This is a genomic window from Bradyrhizobium sp. 137, from assembly GCF_023074095.1.
In the GTDB taxonomy this organism is placed as follows: domain Bacteria; phylum Pseudomonadota; class Alphaproteobacteria; order Rhizobiales; family Xanthobacteraceae; genus Bradyrhizobium.
Window position 1 is genome coordinate 226,188 of sequence record NZ_JADPKU010000129.1, and the last position, 18,035, is coordinate 244,222.

General features: G+C 64.4%; 17 protein-coding genes. 13 read left to right on the forward strand and 4 right to left on the reverse strand.

What is annotated here, in order from left to right; genetic code table 11:
* Positions 1 to 11: 11 nt before the first annotated feature.
* From IVA78_RS33600 to IVA78_RS33620, 5 genes are all read left to right on the forward strand, one after another.
* Positions 12 to 1,235 carry an ABC transporter substrate-binding protein gene (locus IVA78_RS33600; protein WP_247281659.1) on the forward strand — a complete coding sequence of 408 codons (1,224 nt, stop codon included), beginning with the start codon at positions 12 to 14 and terminating at the stop codon, positions 1,233 to 1,235.
* A gap of 74 nt (positions 1,236 to 1,309) precedes the next feature.
* Complete coding sequence (locus tag IVA78_RS33605) at positions 1,310 to 2,173, forward strand: branched-chain amino acid ABC transporter permease (protein ID WP_247281658.1); 864 nt, start codon at positions 1,310 to 1,312, stop codon at positions 2,171 to 2,173.
* Between the two features lies 1 nt (position 2,174).
* On the forward strand, positions 2,175 to 3,143 hold the full coding sequence (locus IVA78_RS33610) for a branched-chain amino acid ABC transporter permease (protein WP_247449260.1): 969 nt from the start codon (positions 2,175 to 2,177) through the stop codon (positions 3,141 to 3,143).
* 158 nt (positions 3,144 to 3,301) lie between these two features.
* Positions 3,302 to 3,946: a DUF47 domain-containing protein gene (locus tag IVA78_RS33615; RefSeq protein ID WP_247281656.1), complete on the forward strand. Its 645-nt coding sequence runs from the start codon at positions 3,302 to 3,304 to the stop codon at positions 3,944 to 3,946.
* A 96-nt stretch (positions 3,947 to 4,042) separates the two neighbouring features.
* Positions 4,043 to 5,050, forward strand: coding sequence for an inorganic phosphate transporter (locus tag IVA78_RS33620; RefSeq protein ID WP_247281655.1), 1,008 nt, complete (start codon positions 4,043 to 4,045; stop codon positions 5,048 to 5,050).
* On the opposite strand, the gene sugE is transcribed toward IVA78_RS33620, so the two are convergent.
* Positions 5,043 to 5,357: a quaternary ammonium compound efflux SMR transporter SugE gene (gene sugE, locus IVA78_RS33625; RefSeq protein WP_247281654.1), complete on the reverse strand. Its 315-nt coding sequence runs from the start codon at positions 5,355 to 5,357 to the stop codon at positions 5,043 to 5,045. The genes IVA78_RS33620 and sugE overlap by 8 nt on opposite strands.
* Before the next feature lie 157 nt (positions 5,358 to 5,514).
* Between sugE and IVA78_RS33630 the strand changes: the two genes are divergently transcribed.
* The 8 genes from IVA78_RS33630 to IVA78_RS33665 all read left to right on the forward strand — a co-directional run bounded on the left by IVA78_RS33630 (position 5,515) and on the right by IVA78_RS33665 (position 14,519).
* Complete coding sequence (locus tag IVA78_RS33630; RefSeq protein ID WP_247281653.1) at positions 5,515 to 7,137, forward strand: peptide chain release factor 3; 1,623 nt, start codon at positions 5,515 to 5,517, stop codon at positions 7,135 to 7,137.
* A gap of 223 nt (positions 7,138 to 7,360) precedes the next feature.
* The gene (locus IVA78_RS33635) at positions 7,361 to 7,939 is read left to right on the forward strand and encodes a hypothetical protein (RefSeq protein WP_247281652.1); all 579 of its coding nucleotides are present in this window, start codon (positions 7,361 to 7,363) and stop codon (positions 7,937 to 7,939) included.
* A 195-nt stretch (positions 7,940 to 8,134) separates the two neighbouring features.
* Positions 8,135 to 8,719: an NnrU family protein gene (locus tag IVA78_RS33640; protein WP_247281651.1), complete on the forward strand. Its 585-nt coding sequence runs from the start codon at positions 8,135 to 8,137 to the stop codon at positions 8,717 to 8,719.
* Positions 8,720 to 8,792: 73 nt separating this feature from the next.
* On the forward strand, positions 8,793 to 10,385 hold the full coding sequence (locus IVA78_RS33645; protein ID WP_247469464.1) for a class I adenylate-forming enzyme family protein: 1,593 nt from the start codon (positions 8,793 to 8,795) through the stop codon (positions 10,383 to 10,385).
* Positions 10,386 to 10,551: 166 nt separating this feature from the next.
* The gene (locus IVA78_RS33650) at positions 10,552 to 11,205 is read left to right on the forward strand and encodes a tetratricopeptide repeat protein (protein ID WP_247281650.1); all 654 of its coding nucleotides are present in this window, start codon (positions 10,552 to 10,554) and stop codon (positions 11,203 to 11,205) included.
* Between the two features lie 31 nt (positions 11,206 to 11,236).
* Positions 11,237 to 11,779: a hypothetical protein gene (locus IVA78_RS33655; protein WP_247469466.1), complete on the forward strand. Its 543-nt coding sequence runs from the start codon at positions 11,237 to 11,239 to the stop codon at positions 11,777 to 11,779.
* Between the two features lie 104 nt (positions 11,780 to 11,883).
* Positions 11,884 to 13,266 (forward strand): ribosome biogenesis GTPase Der, encoded by a 1,383-nt coding sequence (gene der, locus IVA78_RS33660; protein WP_247469468.1) that lies wholly within the window; start codon positions 11,884 to 11,886, stop codon positions 13,264 to 13,266.
* Complete coding sequence (locus tag IVA78_RS33665; RefSeq protein ID WP_247281647.1) at positions 13,263 to 14,519, forward strand: TCR/Tet family MFS transporter; 1,257 nt, start codon at positions 13,263 to 13,265, stop codon at positions 14,517 to 14,519. The genes der and IVA78_RS33665 overlap by 4 nt, the downstream gene beginning before the upstream one ends.
* Before the next feature lie 138 nt (positions 14,520 to 14,657).
* Here IVA78_RS33665 and IVA78_RS33670 read toward each other — a convergent pair whose 3' ends face one another.
* The 3 genes from IVA78_RS33670 to IVA78_RS33680 form a co-directional block, all read right to left on the reverse strand.
* Complete coding sequence (locus IVA78_RS33670) at positions 14,658 to 15,884, reverse strand: ABC transporter substrate-binding protein (RefSeq protein ID WP_247281646.1); 1,227 nt, start codon at positions 15,882 to 15,884, stop codon at positions 14,658 to 14,660.
* 168 nt (positions 15,885 to 16,052) lie between these two features.
* Entirely contained in the window at positions 16,053 to 17,201 is a 1,149-nt protein-coding gene (locus tag IVA78_RS33675; protein ID WP_247281645.1) for a hypothetical protein, read from the reverse strand.
* A 79-nt stretch (positions 17,202 to 17,280) separates the two neighbouring features.
* Positions 17,281 to 18,021, reverse strand: a complete 741-nt coding sequence (locus tag IVA78_RS33680; RefSeq protein WP_247281644.1) for an SDR family NAD(P)-dependent oxidoreductase — start codon at positions 18,019 to 18,021, stop codon at positions 17,281 to 17,283.
* Between the last annotated feature and the right edge of the window lie 14 nt (positions 18,022 to 18,035).

The following is an 18,035-nucleotide window of genomic DNA, read 5'->3' on the forward strand; positions in this document are numbered from 1 at the left end:
AGGAAAGTTGCATGAAGACCAGGTCGATTGCGTCATTGCTGCTGACGACCGCGCTTACCTTCGCCGCAGCAGGCGTCGCGTCCGCGCAGGACAAGTCCGTCAAGATCGGCGCGCTATCCGATCAGTCCGGCCTCTACGCCGATCTCGGCGGGCCGGGCTCGACGCTTGCCGCGCAGATGGCCGTTGAGGATTCTGGCCTCGCGGCGAAGGGCTGGAAGATCGACATCATCTCGGGCGATCACCAGAACAAGCCCGACATCGGCACCGCGATCGCGCGGCAATGGTTCGACGTGGACAAGGTCGACGTCATCGTCGATGTGCCGAACTCGGGCGTCGCGCTCGCCGTCAACAACGTCATCAAGGAAAAGAACGGCGTCTATATCAATTCCGGTGCGGCGACCTCGGACCTCTCCAACGCGCAGTGCTCGCCCAATACCGTGCACTGGACCTACGACACTTACATGCTGGCCCACACCACCGGCCAGGCGCTGGTCAAGGCCGGCGGCGACACCTGGTTCTTCCTGACCGCGGATTACGCCTTCGGCGCGGCGCTCGAGCGCGACACCACGGCGGTCATCACCGCCAACGGCGGCAAGGTGGTCGGCGGCGTCAAGCATCCGCTGAACACGCCGGACTTCTCCTCGTTCCTGCTTCAGGCGCAGGCCTCCAAGGCCAAGATCATCGGCCTGGCCAATGCCGGCGGCGACACCACCAACACCATCAAGCAGGCGGCCGAGTTCGGCATCGTCAAGGGCGGTCAGAAGCTGGCGGCGCTGCTGCTCTTCCTCACCGACGTCAAGGCGATCGGCCTCGAGACGGCGCAGGGCCTCAACTTCACCGAGACGTTCTATTGGGACATGAACGACCAGACCCGGGCGTTCTCCAAGCGCTTCGCCGAGAAGATGAAGAACAATGCGCCGCCGACCATGGTGCAGGCCGGCGTCTATGCGGGCGTGCGGCACTATCTCAAGGCCCTCGAAGCGCTCGGCGGCAATCCGCATGACGGCGTCAAGGTGGTCGAGAAGATGAAGTCGATGCCGACCGAGGACGATCTGTTCGGCAAGGGCGAGATCCAGCCCAACGGCCGCACCATTCACAACGCCTATCTATTCGAGGTGAAGAAGCCCTCGGAGTCCAAGGGACCGTGGGACTTCTACAAGCTGGTCGGCACGGTGCCGGGCGATCAGGCCTTTACGCCGCTGTCCGAGAGCAAGTGCGCGCTCTTGAAGAAGTAAGATGACGGCCCGCAGGCCATCAGGCTTGCGAGCAACTTTTTAAGGGAACGCCGAAGGGACCGGGTGCGGGATCGATGCAGGCTCTTTACGCTCAGCTACTGGTGGGACTGATCAACGGCTCGTTCTACGCGCTGCTCAGTCTCGGGCTTGCCGTGATCTTCGGCATGCTCAACATCATCAATTTCGCCCACGGCGCGCTCTACATGATGGGCGCCTTCGTCGCATATTTCCTGCTGAACCTCGGCGGCATCAATTATTGGTGGGCGTTGCTGCTGGCGCCCATCATCGTCGGCATTTTCGGCATGATCCTGGAGCGGACCATGCTGCAATGGCTGACCGGGCTCGACCACCTCTACGGCCTGCTCCTGACCTTCGGCATCGCGCTGATCGTGCAGGGCGTGTTCCAGAACTATTTCGGCTCCTCCGGCCTGCCTTACGCCATTCCGGACCAGCTCAAGGGCGGCATGAACCTCGGCTTCATGTTCCTGCCCGTGTATCGCGGCTGGGTGGTCGTGTTCTCGCTGGTGGTGTGCCTTGCGACCTGGTTCCTGATCGAGAAGACGCGGCTCGGCGCTTACCTGCGTGCCGCCACCGAGAACCCGACGCTGGTGCGCGCCTTCGGCGTCAACGTGCCGCGCATGATCACGCTGACCTATGGTCTCGGCGTCGGCCTTGCCGCGCTCGCCGGCGTGCTCTCGGCGCCGATCAACCAGGTGCGGCCGCTGATGGGCGCCGACCTCATCATCGTCGTGTTCGCGGTGGTCGTGATCGGCGGCATGGGATCGATCATGGGCTCGATCATCACCGGCTTTGCGCTCGGTGTGATCGAGGGCCTGACCAAATATTTCTACCCCGAGGCCTCCAACACCGTCGTGTTCGTGCTGATGGTGCTGGTGCTCTTGGTGAAGCCAACGGGATTGACGGGAAGGGCGGCCTGATATGACAGCCTTGACGGACGACACGCTGCCGGTAACCCCGCGCACGGTGCGCGACGAGATGATCGTGTTCGTAGTGATGGCGCTGCTCTTGGCGTCGGTGCCGTTCACAGGAGTCTATCCGTTCTTCGTGATGCAGGCGCTGTGCTTTGCGCTGCTCGCCTGCGCCTTCAATCTGCTGGTCGGCTATGGCGGCCTGCTGTCGTTCGGGCACGCGATGTTCCTGGGGACTGCCGGCTACTGCAGCGCACATGCGCTGAAGGTATGGGCGCTTCCGCCCGAGCTCGGCATCCTCGTCGGCGTCGCCGCCGCGTTCGTGCTGTCGATCGTGACCGGCTACATCTCGATCCGTCGCCAGGGCATCTATTTCTCGATGATCACGCTGGCGCTGTCGCAGCTTCTTTATTTCATCTACCTGCAGGCGCCGTTCACCCATGGCGAGGATGGCATCCAGGGCATTCCACAAGGGTACATGTTCGGTGTACTCGATCTGTCCAAGCCGACCGTGCTCTACTATGTCGTGCTGGTCGGCTTCCTCGCCGGCTTCCTCTTGATCTTCCGCATCATCAACTCGCCGTTCGGCGAGGTCCTGAAGGCGATCCGCGAGAGTGAGCCGCGGGCGATCTCGCTCGGCTACCGTACCGACCAGTACAAGTTCCTGGCCTTCATCCTGTCGGGCACGCTGGCCGGCTTTGCCGGTGCGCTGAAAGTGTTCGTGGCGCAGAACGCCTCGCTCACCGACGTGCACTGGTCGATGTCGGGCGAGGTCGTCCTGATGACGCTGGTCGGCGGTCTCGGAACCATCTTCGGTCCCGTGATCGGCGCCTTCGTGATCATCGCCATGCAGCAATATCTGGCGGGCTTCGGCCAATGGGTGACGGTGATCCAAGGCGCGATCTTCGTGATCTGCGTGCTCACCTTCCGCCGCGGGGTCATCGGCGAAATCGCGCATTACTTCCGGCGATCGCTCTAAGTAGCTGATTTAAAATCGGTTTACCGGTCGCTCGAAAGCGGTGGATGATCCGGCGCCGCGGGCGTGAGATGACACGCGCGTGGATCGAAAATGGTCTATGACAGTTTCATGACGGCCCATTCGGGCCAGGCCATTTTTCCAACCGGTAGCCTATCCCCATGATGCGATGGTTTCGTGCTTTCCTGCCCAAGGAGGAACGGTTCTTCGACCTGTTCGACCGTCATGCCCAGACCGTGATCCAGGGCTCGATCGCGCTCCAGAGCATGCTCAACGGGGGCGAGGAAACGCCGGTCTATTGCCAGCGCGTCAACCAGTTCGAGAACGACGCCGACAACATCACCCGCGAAGTGCTGACGGCGGTGCGCCGCACCTTCATCACTCCGTTCGACCGCGGCGACATCAAGAACCTGATCACCTCGATGGACGACGCCATCGACCAGATGCAGCAGACGGCGAAAGCCGTGATGCTGTTCGAGGTCCGCGCCTTCGAGCCGCCGATGCGCGAGATCGGCGGGCTTCTGATCGAATGCGCCAATCTGGTCGGGCGCGCGCTGCCGCTGATGCAGTCGATCGGCCCGAACGTCGCCATGCTGACGGCGATCACCGAAGAGCTGGGCAAGCTGGAGGGCCGCGTCGACGACCTCCATGACATCGGGCTGAAGGAGCTGTTCCTCAAGCATCGCGCGGGCAACGCGATGGATTTCATCGTCGGCGCAGAGATCTACGACCATCTCGAGAAGGTGGCCGACCGTTTCGACGACGTCGCCAACGAGATCAACAGCATCGTGATCGAGCAAGTGTAACGCATGATCCGGAAAAATGTGCCGCGGTTTTCCTTCGCGACAAGCGCTGAACGCGTTTGCGCGGAGATCATGCGAAAAAACTGAGGCAGGGCCGCTGTGGATGCTGCGTTGGCTCTTCCCGTCCTGGTCGGCTTGATCGCCGTCGCGCTGCTGTTCGATTTCTTGAACGGGCTCCATGACGCCGCCAATTCGATCGCGACCATCGTCTCGACCCGCGTGCTGCGGCCACAATTTGCGGTATTCTGGGCCGCGTTCTTCAATTTCGTCGCCTTCATGGTGTTCGGGTTGCACGTCGCCCAGACCATCGGTACCGGCATCATCGATCCCTCCATCGTCGACGCCCAAGTGATCTTTGCGGCCTTGGTCGGGGCCATCGTCTGGAACCTCGTGACCTGGGCGCTCGGCATCCCGTCATCGTCCTCGCATGCGCTGATCGGCGGGCTCGTCGGCGGCGGCATGGCCAAGGCGGGCATTTCGGCGGCAGTGTGGAGCGGATTGTCGAAGACGGTGCTGGCAATCGTGCTGTCGCCCCTGGTCGGCTTCCTGCTCGCAATGATGCTGGTGGCGATCGTGTCCTGGGCCTCGGTGCGCTCGACGCCCTTCGCCGTCGATCGCGCCTTCCGCATCCTGCAATTCGCCTCCGCCTCGCTCTATTCGCTCGGCCATGGCGGCAACGACGCCCAGAAGACGATGGGCATCATCGCGGTGCTGCTCTATTCGCAGGGTCATCTCGGCAGCGAATTCTCGGTGCCGTTCTGGGTCGTGCTGTCCTGCCAGGCCGCGATGGCGCTGGGCACGCTGATGGGCGGCTGGCGCATCGTCCGCACAATGGGCCTGCGCATCACCAAATTGACGCCCATGCAGGGCTTTTGCGCCGAGACCGGGGGCGCTGCGACCCTGTTCATGGCGACCTTCCTCGGCGTTCCCGTCTCGACCACCCACACCATCACCGGCGCCATCGTCGGCGTCGGCGCCGCCCGCCGCGTCTCGGCGGTGCGCTGGAACGTCGCGAGCTCGATCGTCTATGCCTGGGTGATCACGATCCCGGCCTCGGCCATCGTCGCCGCGCTGACCTGGTGGGTGGTCAAGATCTTCGTCAAGTAACGAACTTTAGGCCCGCAATTCCGGCGACGATGAGCGCGATGCTGGCGAGGCGGAACGCCGTGGCCGGCTCGCCGAACAGGATGATGCCGAGCGTCGCGGTGCCGACCGCGCCGATTCCGGTCCAGACAGCGTAGGCGGTTCCGACGGGCAGTGATTTGAGAGCGAGTCCGAGCAAGATGACGCTGCCGGCCATGGCCGCGAGCGTGACGACGGACGGAACAGGCCTGGTAAAGCCCTCGGTGTATTTCAGGCCGATCGCCCAGGTGATCTCGAGAAGCCCGGCGATCAACAGGATACTCCAGGCCATGACGACCCTCCTTTCTAGGCAGGGTCGTCCCCGCGGCTGAGGTGCTGAGAACGGGAAGGCCGTCCTTCCCAAATGCCGATATGGGGCTGGCCGGAAGGCCACGCAATCACCAAATGAGGCTTGATCAGGCCCAGTTTCCCTGCCAAACGCTCCCGCCATGTCCGACATCGTCGCCACCGCAGCCGAATCGCCGGCCCGTTCCCCGCTTGCCGCTGAAGTGGCGCGGCGGCGGACCTTTGCGATCATCTCCCACCCCGACGCCGGCAAGACCACGCTGACCGAGAAGCTGCTGCTGTTCGGTGGCGCCATCAACCTCGCCGGCCAGGTCAAGGCCAAGGGCGAGCGCCGCAACACGCGTTCCGACTGGATGAAGATCGAGCGCGAGCGCGGCATCTCGGTCGTGACCTCGGTGATGACCTTCGAGTTCGAAGGCCTCGTCTTCAACCTGCTGGATACTCCGGGCCACGAGGACTTTTCGGAAGACACCTACCGGACGCTCACGGCGGTCGATTCCGCCGTAATGGTGATCGACGCCGCCAAGGGCATCGAGGCGCGCACCCGAAAGCTGTTCGAGGTATGTCGTCTCCGGGATATCCCGATCATCACCTTCATCAACAAGATGGACCGCGAGAGCCGCGACGTCTTCGAGCTGCTGGACGAGATCGAGAAGACGCTGGCGCTCGACACCACGCCGATGACCTGGCCGGTCGGCCGCGGCCGTGACTTCCTCGGCACTTATGACGTCGTCAATGGCGGCGTGCGCCTGCTCGAAGGCGGCGGCGCCAAGACCGGCGCGGCGCAGCAGATCGAGATCGAAGAGCTCGCCAAGCTCAATGCCAATCTGGACGTGTCCGCGGTGAAGGACGAGCTCGATCTCGTCACCGAAGCGTCAAAACCGTTCGAGCTCGAAGCGTTCCGCGAGGGCCATCTGACGCCGGTTTATTTCGGCAGCGCGCTGCGCAATTTCGGCGTCGGCGACCTCCTGGAGGGCCTCGGCAAGTTCGCGCCCGAGCCGCGCGCGCAGGACAGCGACCAGCGCAAGGTCGAGGCCACCGATCCGCGCATGAGCGCCTTTGTATTCAAGATCCAGGCCAACATGGATCCGAACCATCGTGACCGCATCGCGTTTGCGCGGCTCTGCTCGGGCAAGCTCAGCCGCGGCATGAAGGCCAAGCTGGTGCGCACCGGCAAGAGCATGCCGCTGTCGAGCCCGCAATTCTTCTTCGCGCAGGATCGTTCGGTTGCGGATGAGGCCTTTGCCGGCGACGTCGTCGGCATTCCCAACCACGGCACGCTGCGCATCGGCGATACGCTGACCGAGGGCGAGGATTTCAACTTCGTCGGCGTGCCGAGCTTTGCGCCGGAAATCGTCCGCCGCGTCCGTCTCACCGACGCGATGAAGGCGAAGAAGCTCAAGGAAGCGCTACAGCAGATGTCGGAGGAGGGCGTGGTGCAGGTGTTCCGCCCGCGCGACGGCGCGCCCGCGCTGGTCGGCGTCGTCGGCGCGCTCCAGCTCGATGTGCTCAAAGCGCGGCTGGAGGCGGAATATTCACTTCCGGTCGAGTTCGAGGTCAGCGAGTTCCAGCTGGCACGCTGGGTCTCCTCAGAGGACCGCAAGAAGCTCGACACCTTCATTGCCGCCAACACCTCGAGCATCGCCGACGATGTCGACGGCGATCCCGTGTATCTGGCGCGGAACGAGTTCTATCTCGGCTACACCCGCGAGCGCGCCGAGGGCATCGAGTTCACCAACGTCAAGGACGTCAAGAAGAAGGCGTAGGGCGGCTACCCCCTCCGCTGTGCAGCCACCCCTCAGCTGTCATGCCCGCGAAGGTGGAGCATCCAGCGCGCCTCTCGGCTCAACAACCATCCCCTGGAATAGTGAGCGGGTTCGGCCCGGCGGCGAAACCGCGTTTGAACGCGCGCATGTGAACACGAGATGGGCTTGAAGCCGCTGCAAGATCTCCCAAGATGATGGTGGTCGCTCATCGCGGTGCTTCTCAATGCTGCGCGCAATCCTGGTTCTGCTGCTGACCTTCTTGGCCGTGAGTGTCGCCGCCGCGCGGCCCCGGCAGATCAATCCCATCCCGTTCTCGCACGAGCCCTGCAGCGTGCTCGATGGCGGGCCCTGCACGCCGTCCTATTGCAGCGTGCTCGAAGAGGGTCCCTGCATTCCCGAGATCGACTATCCTTACGGGCAGAACCTCCAGCTTACGATCGAGAGCGTGCCGTCCGAGGCCGATCGTGCCAAATATCAGAGGCCGGATCACGATCTCAACACGATCGGCGACCTCTTCGCCGCGCTGCGCAGCTGCTGGTCGCCGCCGTCGGACAATTCGCGCGCCGGCATGCAGATGTCGGTGCGCTTCAGCTTCAACAAGTCGGGTGGTCTGATCGGCCCGCCGCGCCTGACATACGCGACCGCGGGCGTGCCGGCCGACACTCGCACGACCTATCTCAATGCCATCAACGCATCGCTGAATGCATGCCTGCCGCTGAAATTCACCAGCGGCCTTGGCGGCGCGCTGGCGGGCAGGCCGATCGCGATCCGCTATGTCGATAATCGCGAGCTTGCCAAATAGCGCAGCTCTATCTCCTCATCCGGAGGAGCGCGTTCTTCACGCGCGTCTCGAAGGATGAAGGCCGGGCTGTGACAGAGGGGGCCTCTGTGGTTCGAGACGGCGCTTTCGCGCCTCCTCACCATGAGCGGTGAGAGTTGCGAGCGGCGGCCAATCGATGATACTTCAGATGCGGGGCTGCTTGAGGGGGAGGATGTCGTGGGTCTGCTGGTCATGATGCTGGGGCTGGTGCTGTTTTTCGCGGCCCATATTTTCACGACGAAACGAAAGGCGCGCGCAGAGGCGATCGCGAGGCTGGGCGAGGGGACCTACAAGATTGTCTATTCGCTCGTTTCGCTCGCGGGGCTCGCGCTGATCATCTGGGGCTTTGCCCATTATCGCAGCTCCGGCTGGATCGACGTCTGGTACCCGCCGAAGGTGCTGAAGCACATCACGCTCGCCTTGATGCTGCCGGCCGTCATCTTGGTGGTGGCCTCGTACCTGCGCGGCCGCATCTATGCGACACTGAAGCATCCGATGCTGACCGGCATCAAGCTGTGGGCGGCCGCGCATCTGCTCGCCAATGGCGATCTCGGCTCCATCATTCTGTTCGGCTCGTTCCTGGGCTGGGCGGTGTATGATCGTATCACGCTCAAGCACCGCACCGATGCCGGCGGTCCGCCGATCCCGGTGGGCGGTGTCACCAACGATTTGATCGCGGTCGCGGTCGGAAGTGTCGCTTATCTCGCGCTGGCCTTCGCGTTCCATCCGGTCGTAATCGGTGTTCCCGTCATCGGCGTCTAGCCGGTCAGCACAAGACGAAGCCTGGACGTCCATGGGCGATAGTTGGCAAGAGCAATAAGCCGAGGGCCCTTCGATGGATTGGTCGCAATCTCAGATTCCGCCGATGCGGTTCGAGGCGCGCTTTGGCGATCGGGTGGTGCCGGCATTTTGCGATCGGCCGTCGAGCGTGTGGGCCATGATCGCGGAAGCCTCCGCGCGCAACGGTGATGGCGACGCGCTGATTTGCGGCGATGTCCGCCTGAGCTGGCGACAAGCCGTCGAGCAGTCCGCGCGGATCGCGGCCGGCTTTCGCCAGCTCGGCCTGCAACGCGGCGACCGCGTCGCCATCCTGCTCGGCAACCGCATCGAATTTCCGCTGCTGCTGTTCGCCGCCGCGCATGAGGGACTGGTCACGGTGCTGCTCAGCACGCGCCAGCAGAAGCCGGAGATCGCCTATGTGCTCACGGATTGCGGCGCGAAGGTCCTGATCCACGAGGCAGCGCTCGCCGAGCGGCTGCCCGATGCGCAGGATGTGCCCGATGTGATCCACCGCATCGCCATTGACGACGATCCGGCCCGGTCGCGCTTCTCCGCTCTCGCTGACAATGCGTCGGCGCCTGCCTCGGTCGAGGTGAATGAGGAGGACACCGCGATGATCCTCTACACCTCGGGCACGACGGGCAAGCCGAAGGGCGCGATGCTGGCCCATTGCAACATCATCCATTCCTCGATGGTGTTCGTGTCCTGCCTGCAATTGACGGCGGCGGATCGCTCGATCGCCGCGGTGCCGCTCGGCCACGTCACCGGCGTTGTTGCCAACGTCACGACCATGATCCGCTGCGCAGGCGCGCTGATCATCATGCCGGAGTTCAAGGCGGCCGACTATCTCAAGCTCGCTGCGCGCGAGCGCGTCACCTACACGGTGATGGTGCCGGCGATGTATAATCTTTGCCTGCTGCAACCAGATTTCGACAACTACGATCTGTCGAGCTGGCGCATCGGCGGCTTTGGCGGCGCGCCGATGCCGGTCGCGACCATTGAGAAGCTCAAGGCGAAGATCCCCGGCCTGAAGCTGATGAATTGCTACGGCGCGACCGAGACGACCTCGCCCTCGACCATCATGCCGGGCGAGCTGACGCAGAGCCATATCGACAGCGTCGGCCTGCCGTGCCCGGGCGCGCGCATTGTCGCGATGGACACCGGGGGGCGCGAGCTGCCGCCCGGGGAGATCGGCGAGCTCTGGATCCAGAGTGCCTCCGTCATCAAGGGCTATTGGAACAACCCGAAGGCCACGGCCGAAAGCTTCACAGGCGGCTTCTGGCACTCCGGCGATCTCGGCTCCGTCGACGCGGAAGGGTTTGTCCGCGTGTTCGACCGGCAGAAGGACATGATCAATCGCGGCGGCCTGAAGATCTATTCGGCCGAGGTCGAATCCGTGCTCGCCGGCCATCCCGCGGTGGTCGAGAGCGCGATCATCGCCAGGGCCTGCCCGGTGCTGGGCGAACGCGTCCATGCGGTAGTGGTGACGCGCAGCCCGGTTGCCAGCGAGGCCCTGCGGGCCTGGTGCGCGGAGCGGCTGTCCGACTACAAGGTCCCCGAGACCGTGGCGATCACCGCCGAGCCATTGCCGCGGAATGCCAATGGCAAGGTGCTGAAGCGGCAGTTGCGGGAGCTGCTCGGAAGCTGAGCCAGACAGGCGGCTCCGGGCTGTCCCGGAGTGGTTAACGCCTTGATCGAGCTGGCTTTGCCTTGCCACCGCCATATCGTTAGGGTACCTCGCCGCCACACGGGGACGGGATTCCTGACGCGAATGCTTTGGCGCGCGCACCCGGACGGGCATGGGATTAGCATAAGTGTCTGAACTATTTGACGAAGTCGATGAGGAAGTACGTCGCGAACAGCTCAAGAAGCTGTGGGACAAGTATTCGATCTACTTCATCGCCCTGATGGTGCTGATCGTGGCCGCCGTTGCTGGCTGGCGTGGCTACCAATATCTGGAGGCCAAGAAGGCCGCCGAGGCCGGCGCCGCCTTCGAGAAGGCCGTCGAGCTGTCCGAGCAGGACAAGCACGCCGACGCCGAAAAGGCCTTCACCGAGCTCGCCGCCAAGGCCCCGTCCGGCTATCGCACCCTGGCGCGGCTGCGCGCTGCGGCAGAGGCCGCTGCCCGCGATCCCAAGGCCGCCGCGAAGATGTATGACGACATTGCCGCCGACCGCGGCGTCGGCGGCGAGTGGCAGGATCTGGCCAAGATCCGCGCGGCCGGCTTGCTCCTCGACAGCGCCAGCTACGCCGACATGCAGCAACGGCTGGACGCCTCCGCCGCGCCCAAATCGACCTTCCGCCACAGCGCCCGCGAGATGCTGGCGTTGTCGGCCTGGCGCAACAACGACATGACCGCGGCCCGCAAATGGCTCGACGCGATTGCCGAGGACGGCGAAACACCGCCCGGCCTGCGCTCGCGCGCCGAGGCGCTCCAGGCTCTGCTGCCGCCCGTCGCCAAGAGCTGACGACGGCCCTCTGACGCAAACGAGACACAAGATGCGCCGCACGCCACGCTTGATCGCAGCCGCCGTCCTGATCGCCTTCACGGGCGTCCTAGGCGGCTGCTCCAGCTTCGATCCAAGCGACATGCTCGACTTCCTCGATACCAAGAAGAAGCTGCCAGGCGACCGCAAGCCGGTCTTCCCAGAGGGTGTGCCGGGCCTCGAGCAGGGCGTGCCGAAGGAGATGTACAAGGGTGCGCAGCAGCAGCCCGATCCGAACGCGCCTGCCGTCGCGGCTTTGCCCGCGGAGCCGCCGCCCGAGCCGGCCAAGCCTGTGAAGGGGGCGAAGGCGACGAAGTCCAGGCAGCCAGCCGCTGCGGCCGCCGCGCCCGCTGGCGCCGAGGTCGATGGCGAGGCCCAGCCGGAGGCTGCGCCGTCTACCACCGCTCCGTCGCCCAAGCATAAGATCGTCCGCAAGCGCACCACCGCGCCGCCGCCGGATCAGCCGGTCCAGCAGGCGCAACCGACCCAGACCACGCAGCAGCAATCGCAGGGCGCTTTCCCGGCGCCGCTGCCGAGTGGCAGCTTCTCGCGCTAGAGCATGATCCGGAAAAGTGTGAAGCGGTTTTCCGAAAAGATCATGCTCAAACAATTACTTTCACTGCATTGACAGACGCGGCTCCGGCAGCGCACGAATGACTGATGCCCTTCACGATCGCCATCATCGGCCGGCCCAATGTCGGCAAATCGACGCTGTTCAACCGCCTGGTCGGACAGAAGCTGGCGCTCGTCGATGACCTCCCTGGCGTCACCCGCGACCGCCGCGAGGGCGAGGCGAGGCTCGGCGATCTCGAATTCACCATCATCGATACCGCCGGTCTCGACGAGGGCGCCAAGGGCTCGCTGACGGCGCGCATGCAGGAGCAGACCGAGACCGCGATCGCGCAGGCCGACGCGCTGTTCTTCGTGATCGATGCCCGCATCGGCCTCACGCCCACCGATCGCGCTTTCGCCGATTTCGCCCGCAAGGCCAATAAGCCGGTGCTGCTGGTCGCCAACAAGAGCGAAGGCAAGCATGGCGATGCGGGGGCGATGGAGGCCTTTGCCCTCGGCCTAGGCGATCCCATCCAGATCTCGGCAGAGCATGGCGAGGGCATGGGCGAGCTTTACGATGCCTTGGCTAAGCTGATGCCCGCGCCCGTTGACGACGACGAAGACGAGGACGACGAACAGCTTTCCGAAGAAGAGGCAGCGACGCGCCCGATCCGGGTCGCTATCGTCGGCCGGCCCAATGCCGGCAAGTCGACGCTGATCAACCATCTGCTCGGCGAGGAGCGCCTGCTGACCAGCCCGGAAGCCGGCACCACACGCGATTCTATTGCAGTGGAGATCAACTGGAAGGGCCGCGATTTCCGCGTGTTCGACACCGCAGGCCTGCGCCGTCGCTCGCGCATCGAGCAGAAGCTGGAAAAGCTCTCGGTGGCCGACGCGCTGCGCGCGGTGCGCTTTGCCGAAGTCGTCGTGCTGATGATGGACACGCAGAACCGCTTCGAGGAGCAGGATCTTCGCATCGCCGATCTGGTCGAGCGTGAGGGAAGGGCGGTCGTGCTCGCCGTCAACAAATGGGACCTGATGGAGACCAAGGGCGGCGGCGCGATCTCGGGCCTGCGCCGTGATGCCGACCATTGGCTGCCACAGCTCAAGGGGGTGCCAATCGTCGCCGTATCAGGCCTGATGGGCGAGGGCATCGACCGCCTGATGCACGCGATCCAGGACGCCTACGCGATCTGGAACTGTCGGGTGCCGACGGCCGCGCTCAATCGCTGGTTCGAGCAGGCGGTCCAGGCCAATCCGCCGCCCGCGGTGTCCGGCCGCAGGCTGAAGCTGAATTACATCACCCAGACGAAAGCGCGCCCGCCGAGCTTCGTGCTGTTCTGCTCGCGTGCCGATGCGGTGCCGCAGTCCTACTTGCGCTACCTCACCAATTCCATGCGCGAGACTTTCGAGCTGCCGGGTACTCCGGTGCGCATCACCTTGCGCGAGAAGGCCAATCCCTTCGCGCATAAGCGCAAGCGGCCGTCGTGAGCGGGGAGACGGGCGAGGCGATGGCGCAGAGCGCCGCGCCGGTCCGGCGTGGTGCCGTCGCCTTCATCTTCGTCACCATCCTGCTCGACATGCTGGCACTCGGCGTGATCATGCCGATCCTGCCGAAGTTGATCGAGAGCTTCGTCGACAACGACACCGCGCACGCGGCCCGCATCTTCGGCCTGTTCGGCACCGCCTGGGCGCTGATGCAGTTCGTGTTCTCGCCACTGCTCGGCGCGCTGTCGGATCGCTTCGGGCGGCGGCCCGTGGTGCTGCTGTCGAATTTCGGGCTTGCGGCCGACTACGTGCTGATGGCGCTGGCGCCGTCGCTGGTCTGGCTGTTCATCGGCCGCGTGATCTCTGGCATCACCTCGGCGAGCATCTCGACCGCCTTCGCCTATATCTCGGACATCACGCCGCCGGAGCGGCGCGCGGCGGTCTTCGGCAGGATCGGCGCGGCCTTCGGTGCCGGCTTCATCCTGGGCCCGGCGCTCGGCGGCCTGCTTGGCGACATCGATCCACGCCTGCCGTTCTGGGCCTCGGCGGCCTTGAGCTTCGCCAATGCGCTCTACGGGCTTTTCGTCCTGCCGGAATCGCTTTCGCCCGACAGGCGTGCGCCGTTCCGCTGGAGGAGTGCCAATCCGGTCGGCGCGCTGCACCTGCTGCGGTCCAACGCGGTGCTTGCCGCCTTGTCGGTCGTCAATTTCATTGCGCAGGTCGCGCATGTTGTGTTGCCCTCGACCTTCGTGCTCTATGCGACATATCGCTACGGCTGGGATTCCAAGACCGTGGGGCTGACGCTCGCCATGGTCGGCATCTGTGCCATGGTGGTGCAGGGACTCGCCATCGGCCCGATTGTGCGCGCGCTCGGCGAGCGGAACGCGCTGCTGCTGGGCCTGTGTTGTGGCGCGATCGGCTTTGTGGTCTTGGGCGCTGCGCCGACCGGACCGCTATCCTGGCTCGGCATTCCCGTTTTGGCGCTATGGGGGATCTCCGGCGCCGCCTCGCAATCGCTGATGACGCGGCTGGTTGCACCCGATCAGCAGGGCCAGTTGCAGGGCGCGACCGCGAGCGTGCAGAGCGTGTCGCAGCTCGTCGGCCCGTTCCTGTTCACGTTGACATTTTCCTACTTCATCGGGGCCAGCGCGCCGCTGCATCTGCCCGGCGCGCCGTTCCTGCTTGCGGCGGTGCTGATGGTGGTCTGCGTGGCGATCGCGGTGCGGTCGCTGGGTGCGACCAAGACAGTCTCGTAGGATGGCAGGAGCGGCTTGTCCGCCGTAGCTCGAAGAGCGAAGGCGGAAGCGTGCCCCCCGCTGCTTCGTCAGTTCGCGGAGAGAAGGTGGGCACGGCGCTTACGCGCCTTTGCCCACCCTACGGCAGCGTTGCCTCGCCTACTTCTTCACCAGCGGGCAATCGCTGTCCTTGAGCGGCTTGGCCGCGTCTTCCGCCGCGATCGTGGCGATCTGCTTGTAATAGTCCCACGGCCCCTTCGATTCCTCGGGCTTCTTCACCTCGAACAGGTAGGCGGGGATCAGGCGGCGTCCGTCCTCGCGCAGCGGGCCTTTACCGAACAGCGGGTCGTCGGTCGGCAGCTCCTTCATCTTGGCGACGACCTTGGCGCCGTCATGCGGATTGCCGCCAAGCGCTTCCATCGCCTTGAGATAGTGCAGCACCATGGCGTAATTGCCGGCCTGGGTCATCGAAGGCATCGCGTTCTTGTTGGCCTGCGCCGAGAAGCGCTTCGACCAGGCGCGGGTCTGATCGTTCAGGTCCCAATAGAAGGATTCGGTGAAGGTCAGTCCCTGCGCCGTCTTCAGACCGAGCGAATGCACGTCGTTGATGAAGAGCAGCAGCGCGGCGAGCTTCTGGCCGCCCTGAACGATGCCGAACTCGGCGGCCTGCTTGATCGCGTTGGTGGTGTCGCCGCCGGCATTGGCGAGCCCAATCACCTTGGCCTTGGAGGATTGCGCCTGCAACAGGAAGGACGAAAAGTCGGCCGTGTTCAGCGGATGCTTGACCCCACCGAGCACCTTGCCGCCATTGGCGGTGACGACCGCGCTGGTGTCGCGCTCGAGCGCATGACCAAATGCATAATCGGCTGTCAGGAAGAACCAGGTGTCGCCGCCCGCTTTCGTGAGCGCCTTGCCGGTGCCGTTGGCGAGCATGTAGGTATCGTAAGTGAACGAGATCGTGTTCGGCGTGCAAGCCTTGCCCGTCAGGTCAGCAGTGGCCGCGCCCGAATTGAGCAGCACTGCGTTCTTCTCCTTGACGACATTGCTGACCGCGAGCGCCACGCCGGAATTCGGCGTGTCGGCGATGGCGTCGACCTTCTCGGTATCGATCCATTGCCGGGCAATGTTGACGCCGACGTCAGGCTTGTTCTGATGGTCGCCGCTGACGAGGTCGATTTTCCAGCCCTTCTTGAGCAGGCCGGAATCCTCGACAGCCATCTTGATTGCGACCACGGAGTTCGGGCCGCCGATGTCGGCATAGAGGCTCGACATGTCGTTGAGCACGCCGATCTTGACGGTCTTGTCCTGGGCGTAGGCGGATGTGGCAAAACCGAAAGCGGCACAGGCCAGAAGCGCCGCCGACCGGCGCGCGAATGTCGTCGTCATGAAAGGTTCCCTCCATTGTCAAATAAGCGGACGGCTCTCTTGCGGAGCCTTGTTTCCGGCTGTTGGCTCTAGCCTGTCCCATGGCCGGCGGCAATGCGCCTAAAGCCGGATGACGCTGCGTCGTAGCGTCATCCATCGGTTAACTTTTGGGCAAAATGCGTCAAGTCGCTATTTGAGCGCGTCCGATGTCAGCCTGAACTTCTGGATGCGCTTTCCGGTGTCAACCTCGGCGGTATACACGTTACCCTTGCCGTCGATCGCCATGGCGTGCACCCAGTGGAATTGGCCGGCGTTGCGGCCGTTGTGCCCGAAGCTGCCGACCACGCTGCCGTCCTCGCGCTTGATCACCCTGATCTCGTTGTTCTCGCCATCGGCAGTGAGCATATAGGTCTGCTTCGGATCAGGCCAGATCGCGACGTCCCAGACGGCGCCGTTGCCGAGCGTGTTCTTCTCGTAGAAGAACTCCTTCACGAAGCTGCCGTCCTTCCGGAACACCTGGATACGGTTGTTGATGCGATCGCAGACGTAAACCAGTCCGTCATTGGCGAGCTTCACGCAATGGACCGGGTTGCCGAATTGCTGGGCCGCCGGCGCCTTGGGATCGTAGGGTGCCTGCTTGGCGTCATCAGGCTTGTTGCCATAGGCGCCCCAGTGCCGCTTGTAGGCGAGCGTCGTCGCGTCGAACACGATGACGCGGCGGTTGCCGTAGCCGTCGGCGACGTAGATCTCGTTTGCCTCCTTGTCGATCGCAGTCTCAGCGGGTTTGCCAAGCTGCGTCGTGTCGTTGCTGCCGAGGCTCGGCGCGAATTTGCCGATCTGGGCGACGAACTTGCCATCGAGCGTGAACTTCAGGATCGCGTTGTCGTTGTCGGCATTGCCGCCGACCCAGACGAAGCCGCGCTCGTCGACCTCGATGCCGTGCTCGCGGCCGACCCATTCATAACCCTGGCCCGGACCGCCCCAGGACCGCAGCAGATTGCCATCGCTGTCGAATTCGAGCACGGGCGGTGCCGACACGCAGCATTTCGAGCGCGACGGATTGAGGCTCGCGCCTTTCTCGTCGTCCGTCAGCGAGCGCGGGCGATGGATTACCCAGATGTGGCCCTGCCAGTCGGCGGTGATGCCGCCGACCTGGCCAAGGATCCAGTTGTTCGGCAACTGCTTTGGCCAGGAGGCATCGACCGCGAAGGTCGGGACGTCGCCGGCGGTTGCGGCAACGGGAAGCGCGAATGCGCTGGCTGCGATCAGGACGAAGAAAGCTCGAGAGACATTTGCGAGCGCACGCGCAGGGCCTGCGCGATCATGCCATGGCGCCATGACAACCTCCCTTTTTTGGCTTTGCGGCTTGCTGCCGTTTGAGCGGCGGCAGTCAATCGCGGGGAGGCATCCGAGTCAATCAGGCCGGCGCGCGGAAGCTCATCAGGCTGCGCGTCTTGTAATCGTAGAACTTGCCGGTCTCGGTCCAGTCGGGCGTGCACATCGGCACGATGAATTCGGCCACCTGCTCGGGCGTGTCGAGCGTCGCCGGATCCTCACCCGGCATCAGGGTGGCGCGCATGCGGGTGCGGACCGGGCCGGGGTTGAACAGGTTGACGCGCAGTTTCGTGTTCGCGGTCTCCTGCGCCCAGGCGCGGGCCAGCGTTTCCAGTGCGGCCTTGGACGCTGCGTAGGGGCTGACATAGGCGGTAGCCTTGTTGGCCGCACCCGAGGTGATGAACACGGCGCGGCCGGCATCGGACTGCTTCAGCAGCGGCTCCATGCAGCGGATCAGCTGGAAGTTCGCGGAGACGTTCACGGCCATCACGTCGTTGAAGGCCTTCAGCTCGATATGGCCGACCGGCGAGGACGGGCCGAGCACGCCGGCATTGCCCACCAGGATGTCGAGCTTGCCGTAGCGCTCGTGCAGGCCTGCGCCCAGCCGAGCGATGCCGTCGGAGTCGATGAGGTTGAGCGGCACCAAGGTGGCGCTGCCGCCGTCTTTCCGGATCTCGTCGTCGAGCTCCTCCAGCCCGCCCTGCGTGCGCGCCACCGCCACGATATGCGCGCCGGCTTTAGCGAGGGCCTTGGCCGTGGCGAAGCCGATGCCGCGCGAGGCGCCGGTGACGAGAGCGATGCGGTCGGTGAGGGGTTTGGTCATGGCGGGGTTTTACA

What these genes read in the sequence shown, in the direction of transcription:
- IVA78_RS33600 (WP_247281659.1), top strand. Translation starts at nt 12, where the DNA reads ATGAAGACCAGGTCGATTGCGTCATTGCTGCTGACGACCGCGCTTACC.
- IVA78_RS33645 (WP_247469464.1), top strand. Translation starts at nt 8,793, where the DNA reads ATGGATTGGTCGCAATCTCAGATTCCGCCGATGCGGTTCGAGGCGCGC.
- IVA78_RS33635 (WP_247281652.1), top strand. Translation starts at nt 7,361, where the DNA reads ATGCTGCGCGCAATCCTGGTTCTGCTGCTGACCTTCTTGGCCGTGAGT.
- IVA78_RS33655 (WP_247469466.1), top strand. Translation starts at nt 11,237, where the DNA reads ATGCGCCGCACGCCACGCTTGATCGCAGCCGCCGTCCTGATCGCCTTC.
- IVA78_RS33615 (WP_247281656.1), top strand. Translation starts at nt 3,302, where the DNA reads ATGATGCGATGGTTTCGTGCTTTCCTGCCCAAGGAGGAACGGTTCTTC.
- IVA78_RS33675 (WP_247281645.1), bottom strand. Translation starts at nt 17,201, where the DNA reads ATGGCGCCATGGCATGATCGCGCAGGCCCTGCGCGTGCGCTCGCAAAT.
- IVA78_RS33605 (WP_247281658.1), top strand. Translation starts at nt 1,310, where the DNA reads ATGCAGGCTCTTTACGCTCAGCTACTGGTGGGACTGATCAACGGCTCG.
- IVA78_RS33630 (WP_247281653.1), top strand. Translation starts at nt 5,515, where the DNA reads ATGTCCGACATCGTCGCCACCGCAGCCGAATCGCCGGCCCGTTCCCCG.
- IVA78_RS33670 (WP_247281646.1), bottom strand. Translation starts at nt 15,884, where the DNA reads ATGACGACGACATTCGCGCGCCGGTCGGCGGCGCTTCTGGCCTGTGCC.
- der (WP_247469468.1), top strand. Translation starts at nt 11,884, where the DNA reads ATGCCCTTCACGATCGCCATCATCGGCCGGCCCAATGTCGGCAAATCG.
- IVA78_RS33610 (WP_247449260.1), top strand. Translation starts at nt 2,175, where the DNA reads ATGACAGCCTTGACGGACGACACGCTGCCGGTAACCCCGCGCACGGTG.
- IVA78_RS33680 (WP_247281644.1), bottom strand. Translation starts at nt 18,021, where the DNA reads ATGACCAAACCCCTCACCGACCGCATCGCTCTCGTCACCGGCGCCTCG.
- sugE (WP_247281654.1), bottom strand. Translation starts at nt 5,357, where the DNA reads ATGGCCTGGAGTATCCTGTTGATCGCCGGGCTTCTCGAGATCACCTGG.